This window comes from Ruegeria atlantica (assembly GCF_013032005.1).
GTDB lineage: Bacteria > Pseudomonadota > Alphaproteobacteria > Rhodobacterales > Rhodobacteraceae > Ruegeria > Ruegeria atlantica_A.
This window is the reverse complement of the sequence record NZ_WQBE01000001.1, coordinates 762205-781539: the sequence shown is the minus strand read 5'-3', so window position 1 is coordinate 781539 and position 19335 is coordinate 762205. Positions and strand designations below refer to the sequence as shown.

18 protein-coding genes are annotated in these 19335 nt (G+C 57.8%); 11 read left to right on the top strand and 7 right to left on the bottom strand.

Features of this window, described 5'->3' with window-relative positions:
- Window positions 1-217: 217 nt before the first annotated feature.
- Both GOX21_RS03815 and GOX21_RS03810 read right to left on the bottom strand, forming a co-directional pair.
- Window positions 218-898, bottom strand: coding sequence for an orotate phosphoribosyltransferase (locus tag GOX21_RS03815; RefSeq protein ID WP_170348897.1), 681 nt, complete (start codon window positions 896-898; stop codon window positions 218-220).
- Window positions 899-1040: 142 nt separating this feature from the next.
- Complete coding sequence (locus GOX21_RS03810; protein WP_170375579.1) at window positions 1041-2222, bottom strand: ammonium transporter; 1182 nt, start codon at window positions 2220-2222, stop codon at window positions 1041-1043.
- 340 nt (window positions 2223-2562) lie between these two features.
- Here GOX21_RS03810 and GOX21_RS03805 point away from each other — a divergent pair, with 340 nt between their 5' ends.
- Window positions 2563-2970 (top strand): SET domain-containing protein-lysine N-methyltransferase, encoded by a 408-nt coding sequence (locus GOX21_RS03805; protein ID WP_170375577.1) that lies wholly within the window; start codon window positions 2563-2565, stop codon window positions 2968-2970.
- A gap of 4 nt (window positions 2971-2974) precedes the next feature.
- Window positions 2975-4201: a hypothetical protein gene (locus tag GOX21_RS03800; protein ID WP_170375575.1), complete on the top strand. Its 1227-nt coding sequence runs from the start codon at window positions 2975-2977 to the stop codon at window positions 4199-4201.
- A 17-nt stretch (window positions 4202-4218) separates the two neighbouring features.
- Here the strand turns inward: GOX21_RS03800 and GOX21_RS03795 are convergent, their stop codons facing one another.
- The 3 genes from GOX21_RS03795 to GOX21_RS03785 are packed head-to-tail and all read right to left on the bottom strand — an operon-like array spanning window position 4219 to window position 6316.
- Window positions 4219-4695, bottom strand: a complete 477-nt coding sequence (locus GOX21_RS03795; protein ID WP_170375573.1) for a CinA family protein — start codon at window positions 4693-4695, stop codon at window positions 4219-4221.
- Window positions 4692-5189, bottom strand: coding sequence for a phosphatidylglycerophosphatase A family protein (locus tag GOX21_RS03790; protein WP_170375571.1), 498 nt, complete (start codon window positions 5187-5189; stop codon window positions 4692-4694). The genes GOX21_RS03795 and GOX21_RS03790 overlap by 4 nt, the downstream gene beginning before the upstream one ends.
- On the bottom strand, window positions 5186-6316 hold the full coding sequence (locus GOX21_RS03785; RefSeq protein ID WP_170375569.1) for a bifunctional 2-C-methyl-D-erythritol 4-phosphate cytidylyltransferase/2-C-methyl-D-erythritol 2,4-cyclodiphosphate synthase: 1131 nt from the start codon (window positions 6314-6316) through the stop codon (window positions 5186-5188). The genes GOX21_RS03790 and GOX21_RS03785 overlap by 4 nt, the downstream gene beginning before the upstream one ends.
- A gap of 184 nt (window positions 6317-6500) precedes the next feature.
- Here GOX21_RS03785 and dusB point away from each other — a divergent pair, with 184 nt between their 5' ends.
- The 5 genes from dusB to ntrX all read left to right on the top strand — a co-directional run bounded on the left by dusB (window position 6501) and on the right by ntrX (window position 13727).
- Complete coding sequence (gene dusB / locus GOX21_RS03780; RefSeq protein WP_226688378.1) at window positions 6501-7484, top strand: tRNA dihydrouridine synthase DusB; 984 nt, start codon at window positions 6501-6503, stop codon at window positions 7482-7484.
- Window positions 7481-8548, top strand: a complete 1068-nt coding sequence (locus tag GOX21_RS03775; protein WP_170348889.1) for a two-component system sensor histidine kinase NtrB — start codon at window positions 7481-7483, stop codon at window positions 8546-8548. The genes dusB and GOX21_RS03775 overlap by 4 nt, the downstream gene beginning before the upstream one ends.
- A 17-nt stretch (window positions 8549-8565) precedes the next feature.
- Window positions 8566-9933, top strand: coding sequence for a response regulator (locus GOX21_RS03770; protein WP_170375568.1), 1368 nt, complete (start codon window positions 8566-8568; stop codon window positions 9931-9933).
- Between the two features lie 99 nt (window positions 9934-10032).
- Window positions 10033-12321 (top strand): sensor histidine kinase NtrY-like, encoded by a 2289-nt coding sequence (locus GOX21_RS03765; protein ID WP_170358731.1) that lies wholly within the window; start codon window positions 10033-10035, stop codon window positions 12319-12321.
- Window positions 12318-13727 (top strand): nitrogen assimilation response regulator NtrX, encoded by a 1410-nt coding sequence (ntrX, locus tag GOX21_RS03760; protein WP_170348886.1) that lies wholly within the window; start codon window positions 12318-12320, stop codon window positions 13725-13727. The genes GOX21_RS03765 and ntrX overlap by 4 nt, the downstream gene beginning before the upstream one ends.
- A 12-nt stretch (window positions 13728-13739) precedes the next feature.
- On the opposite strand, the gene GOX21_RS03755 is transcribed toward ntrX, so the two are convergent.
- Window positions 13740-14222, bottom strand: coding sequence for a hypothetical protein (locus tag GOX21_RS03755; RefSeq protein WP_170375567.1), 483 nt, complete (start codon window positions 14220-14222; stop codon window positions 13740-13742).
- A gap of 96 nt (window positions 14223-14318) precedes the next feature.
- On the opposite strand from GOX21_RS03755, the gene trkA reads away from it, so the two are divergent.
- The 4 genes from trkA (at window position 14319) to hflX (ending at window position 18868) form a co-directional block, all read left to right on the top strand.
- Window positions 14319-15695, top strand: a complete 1377-nt coding sequence (gene trkA / locus GOX21_RS03750; RefSeq protein WP_170375566.1) for a Trk system potassium transporter TrkA — start codon at window positions 14319-14321, stop codon at window positions 15693-15695.
- Complete coding sequence (locus tag GOX21_RS03745) at window positions 15695-17233, top strand: TrkH family potassium uptake protein (RefSeq protein ID WP_170348883.1); 1539 nt, start codon at window positions 15695-15697, stop codon at window positions 17231-17233. Before trkA ends, GOX21_RS03745 begins: the two co-directional genes overlap by 1 nt.
- A gap of 124 nt (window positions 17234-17357) precedes the next feature.
- Entirely contained in the window at window positions 17358-17597 is a 240-nt protein-coding gene (hfq, locus tag GOX21_RS03740; RefSeq protein WP_010440340.1) for an RNA chaperone Hfq, read from the top strand.
- Window positions 17597-18868 (top strand): GTPase HflX, encoded by a 1272-nt coding sequence (gene hflX, locus GOX21_RS03735; RefSeq protein ID WP_170375565.1) that lies wholly within the window; start codon window positions 17597-17599, stop codon window positions 18866-18868. The genes hfq and hflX overlap by 1 nt, the downstream gene beginning before the upstream one ends.
- Window positions 18869-18871: 3 nt before the next feature.
- Here the strand turns inward: hflX and GOX21_RS03730 are convergent, their stop codons facing one another.
- Window positions 18872-19267 carry an SgcJ/EcaC family oxidoreductase gene (locus GOX21_RS03730; protein WP_170348881.1) on the bottom strand — a complete coding sequence of 132 codons (396 nt, stop codon included), beginning with the start codon at window positions 19265-19267 and terminating at the stop codon, window positions 18872-18874.
- Between the last annotated feature and the right edge of the window lie 68 nt (window positions 19268-19335).

The window sequence follows — 19335 nt, the reverse complement described above, 5'->3', positions numbered from 1 at the left end:
CCCGCTGCCCACGGTGTTATTACACGCGACACCGGCGTGTCGGCTATCTGGAAATACTTGTGGGTAACTATGGGTAACGCCTTGGGATAAGTTTTGAAGACGCCATAGTTCCAGAATGGATTTGGTCTATTATGTAGGATATCACGCAGATGTCACTATATATTGTTTCCCCAAAGCCGATTCTCAGACGTTTATCCCCAAGTAATCCACAGCAAGTTTACGTGGATTTATTCGCATCCTGCCACTTGCGCGGGTCGTTAAGGAAGGCCTCGACACCATCAAGTGTTTCTTGGTCAAAGGCTTTCTGCGCTTTGGCCTCTGCCAAAACATCCCACCATGTGCAAAGGTGATGCAGCTTCACGCCGTGATCGCCCAGCGTTTTTTCGGTTTCGGGGAAAATGCCATAGTAAAAGATCACGGCTGTGTGCCCGCAGGTTGCGCCGGTTTCACGGATCGCATCCACAAAAGACAGCTTTGAGCCGCCATCGGTCGTCAGGTCCTCGACCAGCAATACACGCTCACCTTCGCTCATGGCGCCTTCGATACGGGCGTTGCGGCCATAGCCTTTGGGCTTTTTGCGCACATAGGTCATCGGCAGAGCCATACGCTCGGCGACCATGGCGGCAAACGGGATGCCGGCTGTCTCACCACCTGCGATGTTATCAAACGCCTCAAAACCCGCATCACGCATTACGGTGACCGTCAGGAAATCCATCAAGGTCGAGCGGATGCGCGGGTACGAGATCAGCTTGCGACAATCGATATAGGTCGGGCTGGGAAGGCCCGAGGCCAATGTGAACGGTTCGCGAGAGTTAAAGTGGACGGCCTTGATCTCCAGCAGCATCCGCGCGGTCAGGCGGGCGATTTCGGTGCTATCAGGGAAAGAGCTGGGGATCATGGTGCAACCTCGGGACAAAATGACATTGCGGGCTGATAGCCTGTCCTTTGGGCCAGAGTCGAGAGGGCTGAGCCGCAAAAGAAAAGCGGACCCGCAAGAGGTCCGCTTTGCGCCCTTACGGGCCGCGCAGGCTAAGGTGGGCTTAGCTGCTCATATCATAGGCCCGTTCACCGTGTACCGACAGATCTAGCCCGTTTGTCTCGGTTTCTGCGTCTACGCGAAGCGGGGTGATAAGTGCAACCAGTTTGATCAACACAAAAGTGACAACTGCCGTAAAGGCACCCACAATCACCAGCCCGCCAATCTGGGCAGTCCAAGCGCCCAAACCGAATACGGCGATCATCAGCGTGCCAAAGATGCCGCCCACGCCGTGAACGGCAAAGACGTCCAGCGTGTCGTCGATTTTGGCGATGTTTCGGATGACGTTGACCGCCTCCTGACATAGGACACCTGCGACTGCACCGATGATTAGCGCCTGCACCGGATCGACATAGCCCGAGGCCGGGGTGATCGAGGCCAGACCGGCGATTGTGCCGGTGACCAGCCCCACCATCGAGGCTTTGCCGTATTTGATGCGTTCGTACAGCGCCCATGTCAGTGACGCGGTCGCCGCCGAGATATGCGTGACAGTCATCGCCATCGCCGCACCACCATCAGCGGCCAATTGCGAGCCGCCATTGAAACCGAACCAGCCGACCCACAGCATCGCGGCACCAATCATGACAAAGCCGGGGTTGTGCGGTGGCGTCGTGCGATTGCGGCGTGGTCCAAGTGCAATGGCGATGATCAGTGCAGCCAGACCGGCGGTTTCATGGACAACGATGCCACCCGCAAAGTCGCGGACACCCACCTCACCAAGAATGCCACCATCGGTCAGCATGCCGCCGCCCCAAATCCAATGCACCACGGGCGCGTAACACAGCAACATCCACAGGGCTGAGAATATCAGGACAAACCCAAACCCCACACGTTCGACATAGGCCCCGACGATCAGGGCTGGGGTGATGATGGCAAAGGTCATCTGGAAGGCAAAAAACAGGACTTCTGGCAGGGTGCCCGACAGGCTGTCGGCGTCGACACCGTTCAAAAACGCTTTGCCCAGCCCGCCCCAAAGGCCCGACCCACCGTCGCCAAATGCGATGGAATAGCCTGCGACCAGCCACAGGATGCTCATCAAACAGGCGATGCTGAAACAGTGCATGAAGACGCTCAGCACGTTGCGGGCGCGCACGAGGCCGCCGTAGAACAGGGCCAGGCCCGGCAATGTCATGAACAGGACCAGGGCGGTTGCCACTATGATCCAGGCGGTATCGGCTCCATTCATCAGCCGGTCTCCTTTTTTGCGTCTTTTACGTGCGTGGAAGGGGTTGAAGCCGACAGCAGTCGCGGAAAAAAGAGGCAGACGCGGTTTTAGCGCCTGATTAACGGGCTTTTGGCCAAGCGGTGATAAAACAGGCACCCGATGGTGCTGGATGCCCAATAATTAAACAACTTGGGAAAGGTGCGTTGGCGCAGATCTACTGGCGTCATTAGGGAAACCGACGTGTAAGCGGGTGTCAGGCCCGCCAACGTATGACCCATTAGAAAGCGACCTGCGCTAAGGGATTGCTTGTCTTGGTTGAAAGCGGCTTCTAAAGTCGGTTGCGACGACAGGAGGGGCCGGAATGACGGTGGAGTTGGCAGGACCACGCATCCAGAATTTGGATAAAGTCCTGGAGGGCATCAGTGACATTCACGGCACAGGCTTGTTTGCGCGGTCCGATATCCAAACTGGTGCTGTTCTGGGGTATTTAGACGGCCAAATCGTCGATTATGATCGTCATCCCACGGTTCGCGATCTGGAGTGGAACGGGGTTGGCGGAAGCAAGGTTCTCTGCCGCCCATTTGCCACCCAATACGCTTTGATTAACCATTCGTTTACCCCCAATCTTTCAATACTCAGAATCGATTGGGCCATTGTGGCCTGTAAGGATATTCGTGAAGGAGAAGAACTGACGCTTGATTACCTCGAGCATGGCGTGCCCGAAACCTATCTAAATTCTCCACACGGAAATTACCTGCGTAACAATTGAAAATATGTTCACTCATCATCTTATTCATCCAGTGCATCTGGAAACCGAGACTCGTATCCGGCTGTCCTCTGTCATTCGAGAAATTGTCCCTTTAAGACCAGTGCTTTGCGGTAAAGCGGCCGAGGAGATCTCGGAAAACAGGCTTAACGCAAACCATACTGATGAATTACACGCATTCTCTGGCAACGCCTTCACAAAAAGTCTGACTGAACTGCGTCGCAATGCCTGCCTTGAGTGGGATCTGTCGGATCTGGTGACATCCCCGGAACCCCAATGCGACGCGTGGTATTTCAAACTTCTGCTGATGGTTTCTGGTGATATGTGTCTGGTCTATGGCGCGAGTTTCTCGGATCTTGCGCACTTGCCCGAAAACCCGCGGCCTTACTACCGCGACCACACGCTTCCCGAAGTTACAGAACTGGTCGACGCACTGGTTTCCGTTTTGCAGCTTCGCGTTGGATCGCGGCTTGAGGCTGATCTGGACACATCCATTCAAGTCGTCCTTGGTGGGGTGGACACGGCACCATTCCATGAACGCCTTTCGAAGTTGTTCGAAGAGGAAGGGCTGGTATTGGAAGATTGCGAGATGTCGGCAGCAGAAAATGGGGATTGGACCATCTACGGAGGCTGGAGTTATTCCGCCATCGTTCGCAAAGACCTGGCCGAGGAATTCTATTTCGTTGCGCTGATGTTCAGGTTGCAGCTGGACTGGATCAAAGCGCGCCGTATTCGCAACAAGATCGTCAATACTGCGGATGAGCGCGCCGAATCCTATCACGGAAGCAAAATTGGCGAACTCAATACCGCCCTAAATGAGTTAATCTTTTTCCTACAGGTGGCCCGTCAAAGGCGGGCTGATTACCGGGCGAACCTGAAGCCCTGGCTTGCCCGGTGTTACGATTCGACCAACACGCGCTGGCAAATCGAAGATAACTTTGACAGCCTTTACAAAGCGGCCTGTGATTTTCGGAATTATGTCGGTTTTATCAGCGACGAAAAATCCAAGCTGCAACTCGAGATACAGTCAAAACTGCTGTATTTCATCGCCGGTCTGGACACATTGGCGATATCTTCTTTTGCCATGACGTTGCTGTCTTTTCGGCGCGGTGACAGCCCTGTGTTGCCCAGCTGGATTCACCAATATGGCCCAAAGCTGCTGTTGTTTCTTGTGGCGTCGAATGTCGCTCTTTTGCTGGTGATTTTCGTGCTGGGCTTCATTCGAAAAAGATAGGCAGTTTTGGCGCCACTTTAAGAAAGCGCGCCAAGCCCTTGTGCTAGCAGTGCCAAAGCATGATCTCGCGCGGCCACGCGCACGTTGTCCCGACCTAATGCACCAAATTCGACGGTCTCGGTCAGCGTAGGATGGCCTTTCGCGGCCAACCCAAAACAAACCCGGCCTTCGGGTTTGAATTCAGAACCGCCAGGGCCCGCGATACCGGTTACGGAAACCGCCAATTGCGCGTCGGAGTGCGCCAGGGCACCGTCCGCCATTTCACCGGCAACCGGTTCCGAAACCGCCCCATGTGCGACCAGTGTTTCGCCCTGAACTCCCAGCATTTGCTGTTTCGCGGTGTTCGTGTAGGTGACAAACCCACGCTCGACTACGGCTGAACTGCCGGGGATATCGGTCAGCGCCGCCGCCACCATACCGCCGGTACAACTTTCGGCGGTGGCGATCATCACGCCCTTTGACTTGGCGCGGTCGAGGATTTCGGCAACGGTCACAGGCCCAGAACTCCGTGCGAGATACCGGCGAGGATCAGAACTCCGACCCCGGCGAGGATACCGGCAATGACATCGTCCAGCATGACACCCATTGCGTCGTCGCGCCGGTCGGCCCATCCAACAGGGCCCGGTTTGGTGATGTCGAACAAGCGGAACAGCACGAAGCCGGCAATCCAGCCCGGCCAAAGTGCCGTGATTTCAATCCCGTGCGCCCAGGAGGGATAGGAAATTGCCCAAAGCGCGATGAACTGCCCGGCGACCTCGTCGATGACAATCTCGGACGGATCGTGATTGTCCTGGCCCGCTGTCATCACGCGCGTGGCCCAGAGACCGCCAAAGAACGCGGCCAGTGTGGCGATCACCAACAGCGGAAAGCCACCCAGTGTATGCAGAACCCACGCCAGCGGCAGGGCGGTCAGTGACCCCCATGTACCGGGCGCAGGTCGCAGATAGCCCACGCCGCAGACGGTTCCGATCAGTTGCGCGGCGGTCATGATTTCACCAGACAAGCTGTGGCGAGTGAGGCAATCCCCTCGCTTCGGCCAGTGAACCCCAGCCGTTCCGACGTCGTTGCTTTGATCGAGACCTGATCCGCGCTCAGGTCCATGATCCGTGCCATCTCGTTGCGCATGGCCGGCGCATGGGGGCCGATTTTGGGGTATTCGCAGACCAGTGTGCAGTCGACGTTCGAGATTTTGTAGCCCATCTGCCCGGCCAGTTCGACCGCATGGCGTAGGAAAATCTCGCTTGCAGCACCCTTCCATTGTGGGTCTGAGGGGGGGAAGTGCTGGCCAATGTCGCCCTGCGCCAACGCGCCATAGATGGCGTCAGTGACGGCGTGCATGCCCACATCCGCGTCTGAATGACCTTGCAGGCCGCGATCATGCGGCACCTTCACACCACACAGGATCACGTGATCCCCGTCGCCAAACCGATGCACGTCATACCCGTTGCCCAGCCTTACATCCATATCCGTTCCCAATATGCGTTCCGCCCGGGCAAAATCCTCGGGCCGTGTGATTTTGATGTTATCCGCATTGCCCGGCACGATGGCCACGTCCAGCCCGGCTGCGCGGGCGACCTCGACATCGTCGGCAGCACCTCCGGTATGGGCCGCGTGGGCCGAGACTATGGCGTCATAGTGAAAACCCTGCGGTGTTTGCGCAGCGAACAGCCCGGCCCGGTCCTGAGTTCCCGTCACGATAGAACTGTTCCCGGTCCACAGTGCATCAGTGACCGTCAACCCCGGCGCGGCGGCAGGGTGGATTTCCAGTGCTTCCAGAACCTGTTGAATGGTCTGAAGGTCAACACAAGGCCGCGCTACGTCATGGATGAGAACGCGATGCACCCCATAGGGCAAAAGCGCATCAAGTCCGTTGCGCACCGATCCGGCCCGGTCACTGCCGCCCTTGGCAAGGATCAGATCAGAGTTTTCGAACTCGGCCCATGCGTCCCTGTCATCTTCGGACAAAACAAGCACGATCTGGTCGACTTGCCCTTGAAATTGATCAATCGTCCAATCCGCAACGCGGCGCCCTGCCAATGGGCGCCACTGCTTTGGTGTTCCCCCTCCGGCGCGCAAGCCGCGTCCTGCGGCGACGATGATGGCGGCGGTGGTCATGGGGGCGTTCTCTCCGATGGTTTGAGGCAATCTTTAGGGTGCGGTGAATGCAGAGGCAATCACCCACGTAAAGTTGCCTAAAAAATAGGCATATGATGATTTAGTGGGCTTGAAGGTCGCCGTTTTGTTGTTCATATGCGCTCAATTCGATATCAAAGCCGCAACTGCCCAAGGATTAAGCACGTTGACTCTGCTCCTCGCTGACAAAGCCCTGAACCCGCCGGTCTTGCTGGCACCGATGGCCGGAATCACCGACCGTCCGTTTCGCGATCTAGTGATGCGTTTTGGCGCGGGCATGGTCGTGAGCGAAATGGTCGCCAGCCAGGAGATGGTTCAGGCCAAGCCTGGCGTGCGGGAGCGGGCCGAACTTTCGGCAGATGTTGAGAACACCGCCGTTCAACTGGCGGGGCGTGAAGCGCATTGGATGGCCGAAGCCGCCAGGCAGGTGGCCGATCGCGGGGCGCGGGTGATCGACATCAACATGGGCTGCCCGGCCAAGAAGGTGACGAACGGTTATTCTGGGTCAGCCTTGTTAAAGACGCCGGATCACGCACTGACATTGATCGAGGCGGTTGTCGAAGCCGTTAATGTTCCGGTGACTCTGAAAACCCGACTGGGCTGGGACGACAACCTGCTGAATGCGCCCGACGTGGCGAGACGAGCCCAGGATGCGGGTATTTGTATGGTCACGATCCATGGCCGTACGCGTTGTCAGTTCTACAAGGGCAGTGCCGATTGGCGGGCGATCCGCGCAGTGAAGCAGGCGGTGTCGATCCCGGTTATCGCGAACGGGGATATCGTGGATACGGACGCCGCGCGTGTTGCGCTGGATCAATCCGGCGCGGATGGAGTGATGGTCGGACGTGGGGCGCAGGGCAAGCCGTGGTTGCTGGCCCAGATTTGTCATGATCTCTATGGCGCGGCCGCGCCGGAAGTTCCTGCGGGTGACGACCTGATCGAAATGGTGCGTGCGCATTATCAGGCGATGCTTGGGTTCTACGGGTCCGATCTGGGCCTGCGCGTCGCGCGCAAGCATCTGGGCTGGTACATGGATGAGGCCGGCACGCCCGCCACCCTGCGCCGTTCCGTTCTGACTGCGCGCGATACCGACGAGGTGTTACGCCTGCTGGGTGATGCGCTGAACACAGATGCAGAGGCGGCGGCATGACCTCGGATCAGGATATTTGGACCTCGCTGCCGGTTCCCGCTTTCATCATCAACGCCGAAGACCGGATTGCCGATGTGAATTCGGCTGGCGAAGGGTTTCTGAACGCATCGCGCAAAGCTGTTGTCGGGCATCCGGTCTGGGATCAGATTGCCGTGGACGCCCCGCTGGAAGAAGCGTTTGAACGCGCGCGTGAACATGGCACGCCCCTGTTCGTGAACGATGTGGATGCAGGGTCGGGCAACCGGGCCCCGCTGCAATGCGCATTGCAGATTGCGCCTTTGGTCGGGCATCCCGGATCGATGATCATGATCATCTCACCGCGTGAACTGGCCGGGCGAATGACCTTGGGCAATACGGTGAAATCGGCAGCGCAGTCCGCCATCGGCATGGCCGAGATGCTGGCGCATGAGATCAAGAATCCACTGGCCGGGATCACCGGCGCGGCGCAATTGCTCAGCATGAATATCCCGCCGCAAGACCTTGAACTAACAGATCTTATTGTCGCTGAAAGTCGCCGCATCGTTAAGTTGCTGGAACAGGTCGAGCAATTCGGAAACCTGCAACAACCTGATTTCAAACCGGTCAATGTTCATGACGTCCTCGACCGCGCGCGCCGGTCGGCGCTGCTGGGGTTTGGCGCGCATATGAAAATTATCGAGGATTACGACCCTTCGTTGCCGCTGGCCTACGGAGACCCGGATCAGTTCCTGCAGGTGGTGTTGAACCTGCTCAAGAACGCCTCGGAGGCCGCTGACCCCAAGGGCGGAACGATCCGCTTGCGCACATATTTCGAACATTCCTTCCGGTTGCGGCGCAATGATGGATCGGGCCATTCCCTGCCGCTGCAGATCGAAATCATCGACGATGGCCCGGGTCTGCCCGAGAAGATACGTGGGGATATTTTTGATCCCTTCGTTTCAGGCAAGGAAAACGGCACCGGCCTTGGGCTGGCGCTGGTCAGCAAGATCATCTCGGACCATGACGGCTGGATTTCTGCCGACTCGGTACCGGGCCGCACGGTGTTCCGCATTTCGCTGAGGCGGGCACCAAAAGACGCAATGTAAAACAAGGAGAGCACCCGATGGATGGTACAGTACTGGTTGCAGATGACGACCGCACGATCCGCACTGTTCTGACGCAGGCCCTGACGCGGGCGGGGTGCAAAGTACACGCGACCTCGTCGCTGACCACGTTGATGCGCTGGGTTGGCGAAGGCAAAGGCGACGTCGTGATCTCTGACGTGGTCATGCCAGACGGTAACGGGCTGGAGATGCTACCGAAAATCTCGCAAGATCGACCCGGTTTGCCGGTCATCGTGATCTCGGCCCAGAACACGATCATGACGGCGATTCAGGCGGCTGAGGCGGATGCTTATGACTACTTGCCCAAGCCCTTCGATCTGCCCGATCTGATGAAGCGGACCGCTCGGGCGCTTGAGCAGAAGCAACATGTGCAGACCGAAGCGATCGAAGTTTCCGAAGATCGCCCGGAAGAACTGCCCCTTGTTGGGCGTACGCCGGTGATGCAGGCGTTGTACCGGTTGGTCGCCCGGGTGATGAATACCGATTTGTCCGTGATGATATCTGGGGATAGTGGCACAGGTAAATCATTGATTGCACGAGCTATTCATGATTTTTCGGATCGGCGCACATTGCCGTTTGTAACCGCCACTGCGGTGGACCTGCGCGATCTGGAAGGGCCCGCACGCATCATGGCGCGCGTACGTGGCGGCACACTGTTGATCGATGAGATTGCTGATATCGAAGACGAATTGCAGGCACGCATCGTGCGCATGATGGATACGCCCGGCGATCACGTTCCGCGCTTCATGGCCACCAGCCAGTCGGACCTGACAGAAGCAATGGAAAATGGGCGGGTGCGCCAGGACCTGTATTACCGCCTGTGCGGCGCCACGGTGCATGTGCCCGCCTTACGCGAGCGGGTGGACGACATCATCTTGTTGGCCGATCACTTTCTGGCGCGCGAAGAGCGTGAGCATGGCGCCAAACGCTGGCTCAGCCCTGATGCTGTAGAGCTGTTTCGACGTTATTCGTGGCCGGGCAATGTGCGGCAGCTGGAAAACGCCGTGCGCCGTCTGAGCCTGACCAGCCGCACCGACGAGATTACCAAATCTGAGGTCGAAATGGTTCTGGGCAGCCAGCCCGAGGCCGAACCGATTCTTGGCGACGGCGAACGTGAGAAATTATCGGCCTCAGTTGCCCGTCATTTGCGCCGATATTTCGACCTTCACGGAAATCTCTTACCGCCTCCGGGCCTGTATCAGCGGATTTTGCGCGAGGTCGAGGCGCCACTGATAGAACAGGCTTTGGACGCAACCGGCGGAAATCAGGCGAAATGTGCGGATCTGCTGGGGATTAACCGGAATACGTTGCGGAAAAAGATTACAGATCTCGATATTCAGGTGACACGTCGGCGCAAACTGATGTAATATCGCCACACAAATCGTGGCATCTGGGTTCTCACCCGGCAAGGACCACGACATATGGCGGTACGTCGCGCAAGCGACACATCAGGATGAGGGCAGACGGTGGCAACCCGGGCACAGAGCGGGCCGATTCCAGCGATAAATCGGTGGCGGAAATCCCGTAAACTGCGCAATTTCGGCACTTTGGGGCTGGTTCTTCTGGGCCCTGCGCTGGCGTTGTCGACCTATCTTGTCATCGGTCCTTTTGATCTGGGGGCAACGGCCCCAACGCTGCGCCTGATCCTTCTGGCAGATTTGGTTTATGTGCTGGTCGTGGCCGCCCTTGTTCTGGGGCAGGTCTTCAACCTGATCGCGGCGCGCCGGGCGAAATCCGCGGGCTCCCGTCTACACCTTCGATTGATTGGCGCTTTCACGCTGTTGGCACTGGTGCCGACCGTAACCGTTGCGATCTTTGCTGGCTTGACGGTGAATATCGGTCTGGAAGGGTGGTTTTCGGATCGCGTACGTCAGGTGGTGGGCTCGTCCCTGACCGCGGCCGAGGCGTACGAGTTGGAACACCGCCAGGGTCTGACGCAGGACGCAACCATACTTGCGCGGTATCTGGATAATGCGCGTAACCGTGACTTTTACATTTCGGACGCGGAGCTGCGCGAAGTTCTTGCGCAAGGACAAGCGCAGATTCAACGTGGTCTGCGAGAGGCGTATGTCATTGATGGTATTGGCGAAATCAAGTCGCGCGGGGATCGTTCTTATCTATTCGATTTCGAGGCCCCTACACCTGAACAAATGATTCAGGCCACGGATGACGGCGTCCTGATCATCGCCGATTGGCAAAATAATGAATTCCGCGCGCTTGTTCCATTGCAGGCTTATCTGGACCGGTATCTGTATGTCAGCCGCGAGGTGGATGGACAGCTATTGACGCTGCTGGACGATACCAAGGAAACGGCGCAATTCTACCAACAGTTGGAAAGCGAACGGGGCAGGGTGCTGTTCGAATTCGGACTGCTGTATCTGGGCTTTGCAGTGATCCTTATTCTGGCGGCCATGTCGCTGGGCATGTGGTTCGCCGAACGCCTCTCGCGCCCGGTGGGTCGATTGACCACGGCTGCTCAACGCGTTGGTGCGGGTGATCTGAGTGTGCAGGTGATCGAAGAGGCCAACGATGATGAAATTGCAATGTTAGGCCGTTATTTCAATCAGATGACGCGACAACTTAAAGGGCAGCGCGACACGTTGCTTGAGAATACCCGCCAGATTGAACGCCGTCGGCGTTTGTTCGATTCTGTGCTTAGCTCGGTGACCTCGGGCGTGGTTGGTGTTGACCCAGATGGCTGCGTGACATTCGTGAACCGTTCGGCCGAGCGGTTGCTAGACTGGACGCGCGTGGATGAGCAGCTTGCCATCGGAATTGCGGTGCCGGAGTTCCTACCGCTGTTCGAAAGCCTAAAGGAAAGTGGGCAAGAGGCCGTGCAGGGTGAGATCAAGGTCACCCGCAAAGGTCAACTTGAAAACCTGCTGGTCCGCATGGCGACCCGCCGTGGCGAAGATGGCGGGCTTGAGGGTTATGTGGTTGCTTTCGATGATGTGACCGATCTGGTCAGTGCGCAGCGGATGGCCGCTTGGGGCGACGTCGCGCGGCGGATCGCGCACGAGATCAAGAACCCGCTGACGCCAATCCAGCTGAGTGCGGAACGGATTAAACGCAAATTCGCACGCAAGTTGGATGAAGAGGATTGCGATAGCCTTGAATCCATGACCGACGTTATCGTGCGGCAGACAAATGATCTACGGCGGATCGTGGACGAGTTTTCGAAATTCGCACGGATGCCGGAACCAGACAGGCGCGAAGAAGACGTCGTCGGACTGGTGCGCGAGGCAGTACTATTGCAGCAGGCCGGGCAGCCGGACGTGCAAATCGATGCAACGCTGCCGGATCAACCGATATTGACGGATGTGGACGCCACGATGCTGAATCAGGCTCTGACTAATCTGATCAAGAATGCCGGTGAGGCCATTGAAACACTGAAACAAAAAGGCCCACCAGAAAACCTGAAGCCACAGATAAAGGTGGACGTGATCAGCGATGACGCGGGTACGGTGATTACCATCGCAGACAACGGCATTGGACTGCCCGAAGACCGGGCGCGACTGTTCGAGCCGTATGTGACCACAAGGGACGAGGGCACAGGTTTGGGCCTGCCCATCGTCAAAAAGATTATCGAAGAACATGGCGGGGCGCTCACTCTGGAAGATGCACCCGTCTTTGACGGACAGGACCATTTTGGTGCGATGGCCGTGATCCGTTTACCGGGGGGAAATCTCTCTCCGACCGCAGCGCCACAGAAGCAGGCAATTCATACAAACAAACTGAAAGCAGGCCAAAGATGAGTGACATTCTGATCGTAGATGACGAACGCGATATTCGCGAGCTGGTGTCCGACATTCTGGAGGATGAAGGCTATTCAACCCGGCTGGCTGGCAACTCGGACGAGTGCATGGCCGAAATCAATTCTGAACCGCCGGGGCTGTTGATACTGGATATCTGGCTGAAAGACAGCCGCATGGACGGGATCGACATTCTGAAGGCGGTGAAACGCGACAACCCCGACGTGCCGGTGGTGATTATTTCCGGCCATGGAAACATTGAAATTGCCGTGGCGGCGATCAAGCAAGGGGCGTATGACTTTATCGAAAAGCCCTTTAATATCGACCAGTTGATGGTGGTGATCCGACGCGCCATGGAAACCTCGCGCCTGCGTCGCGAGAATGCCTCGTTGAAGCGCAAAGAGGTCACCAATTCGGATATGATCGGCAAGTCCGCGTCTTTCCGCGCGATGCAAAGCCAGTTGGACAAGGTGACCAAGTCGAACGGTCGTGTGATGCTGAGCGGCCCTGCCGGATCGGGCAAGGAAATCGCTGCGCGATATATCCACGCGCATTCCAACCGCGCCAATGCGCCCTTTGTGACCGTGAACTGCGCCGGGGTTGAACCTGAGCGTGTGGAAGAAGTTCTGTTTGGCCGCGAATCCTCGGAACGCGGCATCGAGCCCGGCCTGTTGGAAGAGGCCCATGGCGGTGTGGTCTACTTCGACGAGGTGGCCGATATGCCGATGGGCACGCAGTCCAAGATATTGCGTGTGCTAGTCGATCAGCAATTCCAACGTGTTGGTGGGTCGGACAAGGTGCGGGTTGATCTGCGGGTAATCTCATCAACCAACCGCGATCTTGAAACGGAAATCGCCGCCGATCGGTTCCGCGAAGAACTGTATCACCGCCTGAACGTGGTGCCGATTGCGGTGCCGTCGCTGGAAGAACGGCGCGAGGATATCCCGGTTCTGGCGCAGCATTTCATTGAGATGTGTAATGAAACGCAGGGGCTCGCGATGCGTGAGATCTCGGAAGAGGCGGTGGCGCTGTTACAGACCATGACCTGGCCAGGTAATGTGCGGCAGCTCAAGAACCTGATTGAACGCGTGCTGATCCTGGGGGACGATTCTGGCCCGATCGAGGCCAAGGAATTGCCCGCCGAAGAAGAAAAGACCGACGACTCGGGTCGTGTGGTGCTATCGGGTGCGCTGGCAACCTTGCCCCTGCGCGAAGCCCGAGAGGCGTTCGAGCGGGAATACCTGCTGACCCAGATCAACCGCTTTGGCGGCAATATTAGCCGTACCGCCAGCTTTGTCGGGATGGAGCGCAGCGCGCTGCACCGCAAACTAAAATCGCTGGGGGTTGTGACCTCGAACAAATCGGGCGCGCGAGTGGCACAACTGGACGAACCGGAGCCGGCGGAATAATCCGCCGGGCCGTTACCCCGCCTGACCGGGATCGATGATCTGGAACGACCCGTTGTCGAATTTCACATAGCACGATTGGGTGCCTATCGGTGGCAATGTCGTGGTGGCCTCGGCGGGCACCCGTGATTTCACGTTCTGCTTGCAAGGCGGCAGGCTGATCGGGCGAAATCCTTTTTTGGCCATGCACTGGGCCTCGACCTGATTGCGCAATCCTTGATTTGCATCGACGCTGTAGACCTGACCGGGCTGCCACCAGCCGGGCGAGCGGTAACAGCGCCCCCGCCCATCACAATAGGTGCGCCCGGGCCAATACGTGGGCGGGCTTTGACGTATCTGAGTGGCCACCGGAACCTCTTCCAGCGCCTTAACCTGACATTGAGTGGTCTCGGCTTGAAGGCGCGTAACGCTCTCACCTTCACGATAATACAGTGAAAGGGGGCCTTCGCATGCGGACAAGGCCATCAATGGAATAATCAAACGAAGTACTGATTTCATAGGCTTATCTTGCCTTAGCTTTGCCGGTATGACAATTCAATTGACCGCTTTGGGGGCATCTGTCATTCAAAGATTTCAGGCAGAAGGGCCAAAAACATGAAGGTCATCATTTGCGGTGCGGGTCAGGTCGGCTGGCAGATTGCACGGCACCTTTCGGGCGAGCTGAACGATGTGACGGTGGTGGACAACAACCCTGACCTGGTGCGTCGCGCGACCGAAACGCTGGATGTGCAGGGGATTGCAGGGTTTGCCAGTTATCCGGACGTGCTAGAGCGGGCGGGCGCCCGTGACGCCGACATGATCATTGCCGCGACCCATTCGGATGAGGTGAATATGGTCACCTGTCAGATGGCGCACTCTATTTTCTCGATCCAGCGCAAGATCGCGCGCTTGCGCTCGAAATCCTATCTTCAGGCCATCCACTCGGACCTGTTTCGTCGCGATCACCTGCCCATCGACGTGGTGATCAGCCCTGAGCGCGAGGTGGCCGCCGCCGCCATGCGCCGCCTGTCCGCACCTTCGGCCTTTGACACGGAAATGTTCATGGATGGTAAAGCCCAGTTGCTGGGCATCCGCATCGAAGAAGACTGTCCCATCGTCAATACGCCGCTACGGCAACTGACAGATCTGTTTTCAACACTCAGCTCTATTGTCGTGGGGGTTCGGCGCGACGGCAGCCTGTTTGCTCCGGAATCCGAGGACCAGTTGTTCGTTGGAGATGAATGTTATGTCTTCAGCAATGTTCAGGACGTTGATCGCACGATGGAGGTCTTTGGCAAGACCCAAAAGAAACAAGACCGCGTCGTGATCGTCGGTGGCGGTAACGTCGGGCTTGAGGTTGCGCGCACGCTGGAAGAGCGTGAAAGCCGAGTGCGCGCCAAAATCATCGAACGGGATCGCAGCTGTGCCGAACATGCCGCTGAAGCATTGGAACGAACGATTGTTCTGAATGGCGACGGGCTGGATGCCGCACTGTTGCGCGAGGCGGGCATCGAACGGGCCGATGCGATGCTGGCGGTTACCGATGATGACCGGGCCAACATGCTGGCCGCGGTGCGCGCCAAAGCCGAAGGCTGTGCGCTGGCGATTGCGTTGATCAATGACCCCACTATGGTGGCGTTGATGGGCCCTCTGGGGATCGATGCCTATATCAACCCGCGCGCAACGACCGTCAGCTCAATCCTGCGTCACATTCGCCACGGGCGGGTGCGGCAGGTCTACTCCATTGGGGATGCCGAGGCCGAGGTGATCGAGGCCGAGGTGCTGTCGACCTCGCCGCTGGCCGGGCAAAAACTGCGCGACATTGATTTCCCCGAAGGCGTTCTGGTGGGTGCCGTGCGCAAGGGGGATGAGGTGCTGCGCCCCACTGGCAGTCTGCGGATCGAGGAAAAAGATGTCGTGGCGATCTTTGCCATGGCTAAGGATGTGCCTGAGGTCGAGCGGTTGCTGCAGGTTTCGATCGATTTCTTCTGATGATGCGCGCGCGAACACAGCAGATCGGTTTGGTGCGGCGCTTGCCGCTGTTCCTGCTGATCTGGGCGGTGTTTTCGCTGTCGATGTGGGTGCCGGCGATCTATGCGCTGGCGCTGGATGATCATGACACGTCGCGGTCGTTCTTCTATTCCGGTTTGTTAGGGCTGTTCGTGGTGGCCTCGGTCGGGTTGGCGTCATCGAACCGGGTGCCGCGAAGGGGCACGTTGGGGCAGTTGGCCGTGTTGTTGGGGTGTTTTACGGTACTGCCCTTGTTTCTTGCCATTCCGCTGCACGATGCGTTGGGCAATACCACTTTCTTGAACGCCTATTTCGACATGGTCAGTGCGCTGACAACTACGGGCGCTGACATTTTCCCAGACCCTGATCGCCTTACGGCCCCGCTGCACCTTTGGCGGGCGCTGGTGGGTTGGATGGGCGGCTTGCTGATGTGGATTTCGGCCGCCGCGATTCTTGCACCGCTGTCGTTGGGCGGGTTCGAGGTGACCGCACGTGGGCAACCCGGCCGTCCGGTCTCTGGTGTTGCACAAAGTGAAAAGGTTGACCCGCGTGGACGATTGATCCGAGTGACTCGCACGCTGACGCCAGTTTATACAGGTCTGACGGCGGTGATCTGGCTGTTGCTGCTGATCGCAGGTGAGCAAGGACTGACCGCCATCTGTCATGCGATGTCCACCATGGCCACGTCCGGAATCTCTCCGGTCGGTGGGCTTGAGGGCGCACAGGCTGGTTTCACGGGCGAGGCGATCATATTCTTGTTCCTGTTCTTTGCCCTGTCCCGACTGACCTTTTCCACGGATACCGCCACCACCGGGTATTCGCGGCTGGACAAGGACCCAGAGTTTCGGATCGGTCTGCTGATCGTCATCGCCGTTGCAACGCTTTTGTTTTTTCGTGTGTGGGCGGGCGTCAATGAAATCGGCGGGACACTGAGCCCGATTGATGCGGTGTATGTGTTCTGGGGTATGGTGTTCACGGCACTGGCTTTCTTGACAACGGCCGGGTTCGAAAGCGCCAACTGGAATGATGCACAGCAATTGTCGGGGCTGGGGACGCCCGGCCTGATCCTTATGGGGCTGGCCCTGATCGGCGGGGGAGTCGCAACCACGGCGGGCGGCGTCAAACTGCTGCGGGTATTTGCTTTGTACCTGAACGGAGCGCGTGAGATTGACCGGCTGATCTACCCCTCATCGGTCAGCGGCGTAGGGGGTGGTAACCGACGCATTCAAAGTGACGGAGCCTTTATCGCCTGGATCTTTTTGATGATGTTCGCACTGACGGCCGCCTTGTTCAATCTGCTGCTGGCGATGATGGGGGCAGGGTTCGAACAGGCCATGGTCCTGACCGTTGCGGCGCTTAGCACGACGGGTCCGGTGATTGAACTGGCCACGGATATTCCCATCCGACTTGTGGACCTGTCACTTGGAGCCAAACTAACAATGTGTGCGGCAATGGTGATCGGGCGGCTGGAAACACTTGCGATCATTGCCCTGATTACGCCAACCCTTTGGCGCGATTAAGCTTCGGCATTCCAGAATTCACTGATTTTTCATCTGGAATATCTGTGCGCAGCACTCCATACTCCTGCGGAGGGAGCGCGTTGGTCCGCAGCGCGTAGCAAGAACAATGGCGAGATAATAAAATATGGCTTCGGACAGACAGAATCTGCAGGACGCGTTCCTGAACAATGTACGGAAAGCAAAGGTCCCGGTCACAATATTCCTGATCAACGGTGTGAAATTGCAGGGTGTGATCACCTGGTTCGATAATTTCTGTGTGCTGCTGCGCCGCGACGGACAGTCGCAGCTGGTCTATAAGCATGCGATTTCGACCATCATGCCGTCGCAGCCGATCAGCCTGTATGAGGGCGAAGACGCCTCTTGATGGAACACGATAGGACGCGCACCCGGGCTTGGGTGCTGCATCCGGAAATCAAATCTGATGAACAGCGCCGCGTCCCCGAACCAGCGCTGGACGAGGCGGTGGCGCTGGCTGCCGCTTTGCCCGATTTGGATGTGATCGGGTCTGAAATTGTGCGCTTGCAACGCGCCCAGCCGGGGTTGCTGTTCGGCAGCGGCAAGATTGAGGAACTGGCCGAGCGGCTTCATGACAATGAAATCGAATTGGTTCTGATCGACGGGTCGGTTTCACCCGTGCAACAGCGCAACCTTGAGAAGGCTTGGAAGGTCAAAATCCTCGACCGAACTGGCCTGATCCTTGAGATTTTCAGCGACCGCGCCCGCACCCGCGAAGGTGTGTTGCAGGTCGAGATGGCGGCGCTCAGCTATCAACGAACGCGGCTGGTGCGGGCCTGGACACACTTGGAACGTCAGCGGGGCGGATTGGGGTTTGTGGGCGGTCCCGGTGAAACTCAGATCGAGGCCGACCGCCGTGCGATTGATGAACAACTGGTGCGTCTGCGGCGGCAGCTGCAAAAAGTTGTCAAAACCCGCACGCTGCACCGCGCAGCCCGTGCCAAGGTACCGTATCCGATTGTGGCCCTGGTGGGCTATACAAACGCCGGGAAATCCACACTGTTCAACCGTCTGACCGGGGCCGAGGTGATGGCCAAGGACATGCTGTTTGCCACGCTGGACCCGACCATGCGCCGCGTTGAGTTGCCCGACGGTCCTGAGGTGATCCTGTCGGACACGGTGGGTTTCATCTCAAACCTGCCGACCGAACTGGTCGCGGCTTTCCGGGCGACACTCGAAGAAGTTCTGGGCGCCGATATCGTTGTCCACGTACGCGACATCAGCCATGAGGAATCCGATGCACAGGCGCAGGATGTCGAGGCGATTTTGACCTCTTTGGGCGTCGACGAAGAACGCCCCCGGCTGGAGGTGTGGAACAAGATCGACTTACTGAATGGCGACGAACGCGAGGCCGCGTTTAAACGAGCCAAACGTGATCCGTCGATATTCGCCATTTCGGCGGTAACCGGCGAAGGGGTAGACCCTCTGCTGGCCGAGATTGCAACCAAGCTGCAGGGTGCGCGACACGAAGAGATACTGTCTTTGGGATTTGCCGAGGGCAACAGGCGCGCCTGGCTGTTTCGACAGGATGTCGTGCGGTCCGAAAAACAGACCGAAGACGGGTTCGAAATCACTGTATTGTGGACGGACAGGCAGGCGGCGCAATTCGCCGGGATTTAGCAATCAACCCCCATCAATCTGACGCTGCATATCCTCGACGTCGAACCAGCCTTGCGAGGATAGAACTTTGTGGTCTTCGGTCAGGTCCCATTCTTCCCAGCCCCGTGTGACGACGAGATTGCCGGTTTTGGTATGGTGGCCTTCGAAGGTCCAAACAAAGATAGCGTGGGGCCCAGCCCATCGCATCATATCGCAGCGTAGCTCAAGATCAGGAAAGTCTGATTGAAATCCACGGGCCATTTCGGCGATCGCGGCGCGGCCTTTCAGCGGTTCAGCCCGGTTCATGGATATCTGCCCGTCGGCGGCAAAAAAGCTGGCGACCGCATTATGATCACCCGAACTCCAGGCGATTGCATAGTCGCGCGCAAGGTTGTTCAGCCTATCCCGAATACTCGCCATTTGTGCCCCCGGTCCCACATAATCCGCTGACAGATCGTATGCGAAAACGGCACTCGGCGTCCACGGGG